The sequence below is a fragment of the Thalassospira australica genome (genome assembly GCF_000763295.1).
GTDB classification, from domain to species: Bacteria; Pseudomonadota; Alphaproteobacteria; order Rhodospirillales; family Thalassospiraceae; genus Thalassospira; species Thalassospira australica.
Window position 1 is genome coordinate 23,342 of the sequence record NZ_JRJE01000023.1, and the last position, 6,572, is coordinate 29,913.

At 52.5% G+C, this 6,572-nt stretch carries 3 protein-coding genes and 1 pseudogene; all 4 read right to left on the reverse strand.

Going from position 1 to position 6,572, the window contains the following annotated elements:
- Positions 1-7: 7 nt before the first annotated feature.
- The gene (locus tag JF44_RS0110965; RefSeq protein WP_156111669.1) at positions 8-2,608 is read right to left on the reverse strand and encodes a tectonin domain-containing protein; all 2,601 of its coding nucleotides are present in this window, start codon (positions 2,606-2,608) and stop codon (positions 8-10) included.
- Positions 2,609-2,638: 30 nt separating this feature from the next.
- Positions 2,639-4,558: a type II and III secretion system protein gene (locus JF44_RS0110970; protein ID WP_081944418.1), complete on the reverse strand. Its 1,920-nt coding sequence runs from the start codon at positions 4,556-4,558 to the stop codon at positions 2,639-2,641.
- Positions 4,559-4,789: 231 nt separating this feature from the next.
- A complete protein-coding gene (locus tag JF44_RS19970) occupies positions 4,790-5,851 on the reverse strand; it encodes a helix-turn-helix transcriptional regulator (RefSeq protein WP_081944419.1) in 1,062 nt (353 codons plus the stop codon).
- Between the two features lie 478 nt (positions 5,852-6,329).
- Positions 6,330-6,455: pseudogene (locus JF44_RS20175) on the reverse strand (IS3 family transposase); the annotation flags it as partial.
- Positions 6,456-6,572 lie beyond the last annotated feature (117 nt).

The following is a 6,572-nucleotide window of genomic DNA, read 5'->3' on the forward strand; positions in this document are numbered from 1 at the left end:
CTTGCTCCTAATCGCGTGCCCGTTTGACGATTGGCGTGTTGTCCACGCTCAGCCACAGACGTCCGTCTTCTTCGACGTCGAAATTCTCAGCTCTGGAATTGTTGATGAGATCAAAGCTCTTGTTGGTCGCATTCCAGCGGTAGATGTCGTTATCCACACTGCGAATGAAGACCACGCCGTTTCTCGACACCCGGATTGAAACGGCCTTTTGTCCCTGACGCGGACGCTTTTCAAACTCTGATCCGGTCCACTGCCGAACATAAAGGTTGCGATCCACAATCCACACATCATCGCCCGGCCCGACCGAGACGTCGTAAAGCGAATTGAAATCGTCAAACCGCGCAAAACCATTGCGGTTCGGGTCCTTGTAATACAGCCAGTAATCCCCGCCAGTGTATAAGATGGCATAAACCGTATCATTGGGTGCAACAGAGACACCTTCGGGCGTCAGGCCACTGATGGTGAATTCCTGCTGGCTGTTATTGCGTTCCCTGAAAAGACCGACCGACGGCGACGTGGTATAAGCCCAGATATCGCCATTGCTGGCGATATCGTAATCCTGAATGTTGGCGTTCTGGTTGCCAAAACCGGTGGACTCGCTTTCAAAACGTTTGCGGCGCTCGTCATAGACAAACATGTCCCCGGATTGCCCCTGACCACTGGAATAGGAATAACCGTAGACATCCCCGTCATTGCCGATGGAAAGCTTGATATCGGCGCCTGATGGTGCCGCGTCTGTGTTGATGGTCTCAAAGCGAATGTTCTTGGTGAATGTGAAACCTTCGACTTCGTTTGAGGTCACCGATGTTGTTTCGCCTGTGCCATCCATTTCTTCGGATGTACGCGCGGCGATACGAAGATCGTCACTTTCATCACGTTCAAAGAATTGACTTGATAGCACCGATCCATCTTCGGCAACCACCCACGGATAGCCCTGTGGCCCGGCCGCTACCCGCTTGGGCGTTCTCGCTGCAATGCGGACGGTTTCAAACTCGCCTGTGTCCGAATTGTATCGCCGCAAGAAATCATCTGGCGTCACAATCCAGACAGTGCCATCAGAACCAATTGCAAGGCTGGATGCCTTTTGGCTAACGTTCTGACAGCCTGTTTCACCGCAATATTGCAGGAAGCCATTTTCAAGAATGGTCCACGGGCTGCCATCAGGCATCACTGCAACGGCAACACCCCGGCCATCAATAGGCGTAAACCCCATGCCGTTGCTATCGATACGATAGAGACGCCCCTGCGCATTCACCGTGACGACATCGCCATTTGCACCAATGGCGATGTCCGCAGCAGTCTGCCCGATAACCTGCTGCCAATCGCGTCCAGTATGACGAAACACACGACCAAGTGCGGAAACACCCCAAGGATTACCATCCGGGCTCACCGCCAGACGGACCAAACTGCCCGGAAAATCGTTAAAGCGACGCCGGTCATTTGACCAACGCAATATATCCCCGCCACGTATGGCAAAAACGCTGCCATCCCGACCAATCGCCACACGGTCTGCAACGTCGCGTGTATCGGTAAAACTCAAACTGCCCGAATAGGTGCGACTGGCTTGATCGCTTGCCGAATCATCTGAAACAGGGCGTTCCGTTCTGTCGTCTTGTCCGGTGTCACCATTTGACGCAATTTCTGTTTCCGAGGGTGGTGGTGCAAGCTGTTCTGCGCGGGATTGTTCTGCTTGGTTTGTTGGTGGAGTTGCGTCGTCGGCTTTCGGACTATTCGATGAAATTTCATCGGCCCTGATCTCATCTGCCTTGATATCATCGGCTTTGGCATCCGGTGCGGAGAGCTCTTCTGCGCCGGTTGGTTCGTCATCCTGTTCTATCTCCGAGGAAACCGCGATCCGGACCTTCGCCAGAATACGGTTGTCTTGCAAGACAACCCACGGCGCCCCTGAACGGGTCACAGCAATTTCCATTGCCTCTGTCACACCGCGCAGTGCGAACCATTGCTGGACACGCTGCCGCCAGAGCAACACGCGGCCATCTGGATGGACCTTTGCAACGCGCTGATTAACCCCGGCAGCAATATCGCGTGCCCGGCCCGGCAAGGCATGCCACCCTTCATCATCGCGCATCCGGATTTCATTGGTTGGTGTTACCGCCCATAACCTACCGTCTGGGTCCAATGCCAAACGTTTTGCAACCCCCTCGACCCTTTCCCAGCTGTGGCGCAGTTCAAGCCAGCGATGAATGGAACCATCGGCCTTTGCGATATAGATTTGACCTAGCGCATTGCCCGCGACATCAACAACATCACTGTCTTTGCGTTCCCACCACAGACCGTTATAGCGATACACATCCCCATCGCCATCGATCACCCATGGGCGGCGCTCTGCAGCACCCGTGATGCGGGCAAAGGACCCTGACATGGTGCGCCAACTTTCTTCACGTGGATCCCATCTAAGCGGCGTGCCATCAGTGGAAATTGCATAGGCCTCGCCAATCGAGGTGACTGAAATATCCTGTCCCTGCCCTGGCAGGGAGAACCAGACCCCATCATCAAGAAGATTCGCCGCATGGCCTGCGCCCGGCATGACAAGCAATGCAACAGCGACCAAAACTGCAAAGGCAGAACAATGTGAAGGTACTTTCATAATCAAGCCTGTCTATTGGGTGGCCCCGGATCAGGACTCAGTTAGCAAATGCTTGCGAAGAGCCGTCAGGTTTTCTTCAACACTGGTGTCATCGAACGATGATTTGATCTCCATGTCGCCCGTTCGGAACTCGTCGAAAAATGCTTTGCCCTGCAGCTTGTCGAGAATGCTTTCGAAGGTTGGGCGAGGCGTAAACCAGTCACTGTGGCGCCGTTCCAAGCGTGAAACATCCTGTTCAAGTGGTGAAAGTTGACCAATAATGCGTTCGCGGTCCTCGGCAGATCGGCGCACATAATGCGGCCGACGCGGGGTCAGCAAAATCAGGATGGATTTTTCGAAATTGCGTTCGGTTTTTTCGGAAAACAGATAGCTTAATATCGGCATGTCCTTGAGAACCGGCACACCATCAGAAACTTTCGACGTTTCGCGTTCGCTCAGACCACCAAGGATCAGTGTTTCGCCGAACTTCATCGTTACGGTCGAGTTTACGTTTGTTTTTGTCGTATCAAGACGGAACTCAAACACAACTGAATTAGATGGGTCGGTCAGAAAGGTGCGTTCGGCCACCACATGCAACCTGATTTCATCGTTAGCCAAGACCTCTGGCGTAACCGCAAGCTTCACACCGACTTCTTTTTGAACGGAAACACTGTCCCCGTTACCGCCTGAAACGGCGGCAGCAAGAATCTCTGTTCCTGAAAAGAATTCTGATGTTTTCCCGGTCTGGGCGACCAGACTTGGTTTGGCCAATATCTGATTATCCGAGTTCAGCGAATTGGCGATGTTCAGCGAGTAGGTCACAGCGGGGATGCTGATCTGGGATGTGATGGTTTTGGTACTTTCTTCCAGCCCTGTACCAAGGAAATCGCGCGTTTTGGTGCTGGAAATCCCTGCTGCTGGCGCTCCGGTCAACGGATTGCCAAATTGCAATTGCAACCCGTTCAGAAGGTTCACCCCACGCGAATCACGCATGTCTTCCTGTGTTCCGATCAGGACCACATCAACGACCACCATTGATGCATCATCCTGACTGGTAACGATCTCATCGCCATATGCATCTGCGGGGGCATCCCCATAGGCATCATAAGCGTCGGAGGAACCATCCCCATACGGGTCACCATAAGGATCACTTTGATAAGTGGTGCCGCCGCCAGCATAGGGATCATAGCCACCCTGGGTCAAAATCACCTTGGCGTCGCTTTCATAAAACGACCGCCAGTTATCAACGCGCCGGCGCACGAAATTCAGATCACTGCGATCCGGTACCACTTTGGCATATTGCGCCATCAAACTGTCAACACCCGCCCGGTCATCCATCGCGGCAAGCGCCATCATCCGGGCCTTGAGGATTTCAGGACTGGTGTTCGCGTCCGGGGTGATATTTGCCAAACGGGAAAGGGCGGCATCAGCGGTTTGCGCATCATGGGCGAAGTATGAAGCGACCGCCAGATTATAGAGAACATCCGGGCTGTCCGACCGGTAGATCGCCACATACGAGAAATGTGTCTGGGCTTCCTGATACCGGCGCTGGCTTTTGTACAACAGGCCCAACTGATAATGCGCTGCAAGGTTGCCCGAATCAAACTTCAGGGCCTGCCGATACCCCTGCTCGGCCATGCTGTATTTGGCGGTGTCACCATCGTCGCCCAGCTGATGATAAACATAGCCATTCAAAAACTGCAGGTGCGGATTTGTGATATCAAGCTTCAGTGCCAGATTGGCCGCATGCGATGCCATATCTAGATCACCACGTTCAAGCGCATTGAACGCCTCGGTGACAAGAAGCTGAACCTGATTGCCCTTTTTGGACGGATCACCCTGTGCCACCGTCTTCGGGTCGCTTGAGAATATGCTTGATGTTCCGCCCCCCTCAAGGGTCTGACATCCTCCAACCGCAAGCAAAGCTGAAAAGGCTATGACCTGACATAGCCGTTGCGATAAATTTTGCATCCTGCCCCGTTTAATCTGTCCCCGATGCGGCCATGCGCATCCTTATCCGGGCCCGCATGGCACGCTTTTGGATGCATGCCTTGTGCGGGCGCAGACATATTTCCCAAAGATTAGCGAAGCGCCATCCGGGGTGACAGAGACCTAATGTATGGGGAAGGGACGAAGTTGTATGCAGACAGGCAGGAAGCCGAACTCCGTCCTGACAAGCAAAGTGCGGGAAGGTGGGGTTGATCAGGCGTTCTTCACAAGTCGCACGGCACCTGATCTGACCTTTCTGACGTATTCCGCCGGGGGTATGCCGTATTTCTGGTTAAACGCGGTCGAGAAATTGGTTGAGTGGTTATACCCGACGTCCCAGGCAACCTCCTTGATCGCCATATCCGTGCGCTCCAGCAGTATCTTGGCCTTTTCCATACGGACATCCCGAAGCACTTCAAAAACGGTATCGGAATAAAGCTCGCGGAACGCCTGATTGAGACGCTTTTCAGTTATCCCAAGTTGTATGGACAGATCAGACAGGCACGGTGGTTCCCTTAGATTGTCTTGCAGTATCTGATAGGCACGCTGCGCCTTATCGATATCTGCGCGTTTTACCAGGGGCTGACCATCATCTACGTCTGTGGTTACGCGCAAAGATTGCTCGATCAGCGTCAGATACAAAAGCCCGATGCCTTCCATCTTGATCTGCTGGAGCGATGGCGATGTCTCTATGCGCAGGTTCTGGATCAATGTTTCGCGCATTGCACTGCTCACAGGAAACCCGATGGGGTCGATCGTGCCTGCGTCTCCGTCCAGAAGCGACTGTAAAGCTGCCGGAACATTATTATCAAAATAGCGCGCGAATATCTCGGGTGTAAGGCTCAGCCCCAGCGACTGAACATCTTGTCCGCCGGGCAATGTGAAGGAAGTTTCCAGTCCTTCATGCACAAACAAATGGCCCTGTAGCGATGAGAAAAGGATTTCCGATCCATCTTCCGGCCGGGTCATCGAATATTCGCCCTCAAGGGCGATCATGGCGATGATGAGCTTTTTGCCAGATATGCTGCCTGCCGTAATGACCATATCCTGATCCACGGAAAGGCGCTGATAATCAACACTGCCGCCATTGGACAGCAAAACACGTTCGTGATGACGGTGGATAACCTGATCGGAAATATCCCTGTCGGGGCCAACGACAATCTGGTCTTTTTCGCCCGTTGCCAGTTCAAGTTCCATCTTGTATAGAGTTGAGCCAGAACGACCACCTTGTGTCAGATCGGATATGGTGCACTCTGCATCACGACGCCGCGCCATCAATCAAACCCATCTTGTTCCAACAGTTCCGTCAAAGATCAGTATGACTTGCGTACACGCTTTTGGCCAAACTGATAACCGCAAAACTGTTTTTTCTTCCTATTGATAATCATTGTTGCACACGTATCTGAACAGTGGGCGTTTTGCCCAACGTTAAGCGTGCGGTATATGACGGAGTTGCGTTCTCATCACCCTCACATAACCTGAATACTGATCAGGAATCAGATGAACACAACGTTCCGAAACACTTGACATATGCCCCATCCCAGACGAGAAACGTTGCGTGCAGCGTTCAACAAACAGCCTGATGATTTTGCCCCAAGCACTATCGTGAATGGAACGGCATCTAGCGCATGCTTGGCGATCTCGCGTACATCTGCACGATCACCACACGATACGACAAAAACGCTCAAAACTTTGTGCTGTGGTTATACCTAGCTGCCTGAACAGCCCCTGGAATTGTAGACACCCGGATGGATCAGATTTGTCGTCTTTCGAATTCGACGGGTGACAACATCCCATTAGTACTATGTTTGCGCTTCGGGTTGTAGAACATTTCTATGTAATCGAAGATATCCTGAAGTGCCTCATCCCGTGATTTATAGACCCTGCTGCGGCTTGATGGCTGACAAAGCATTCGACTTCAACTGGATAATAGATAAACTCATTAAACGCGGTGCCATGATCTATGCTGTCGCTGCAATCATCAATGGACGTTGAT

Bases quoted from the DNA above. Each gene is read 5' to 3' on its own strand.
- JF44_RS0110965 (WP_156111669.1), bottom strand. From the start codon at position 2,608: ATGAAAGTACCTTCACATTGTTCTGCCTTTGCAGTTTTGGTCGCTGTT.
- JF44_RS0110970 (WP_081944418.1), bottom strand. From the start codon at position 4,558: ATGCAAAATTTATCGCAACGGCTATGTCAGGTCATAGCCTTTTCAGCT.
- JF44_RS19970 (WP_081944419.1), bottom strand. From the start codon at position 5,851: ATGGCGCGGCGTCGTGATGCAGAGTGCACCATATCCGATCTGACACAA.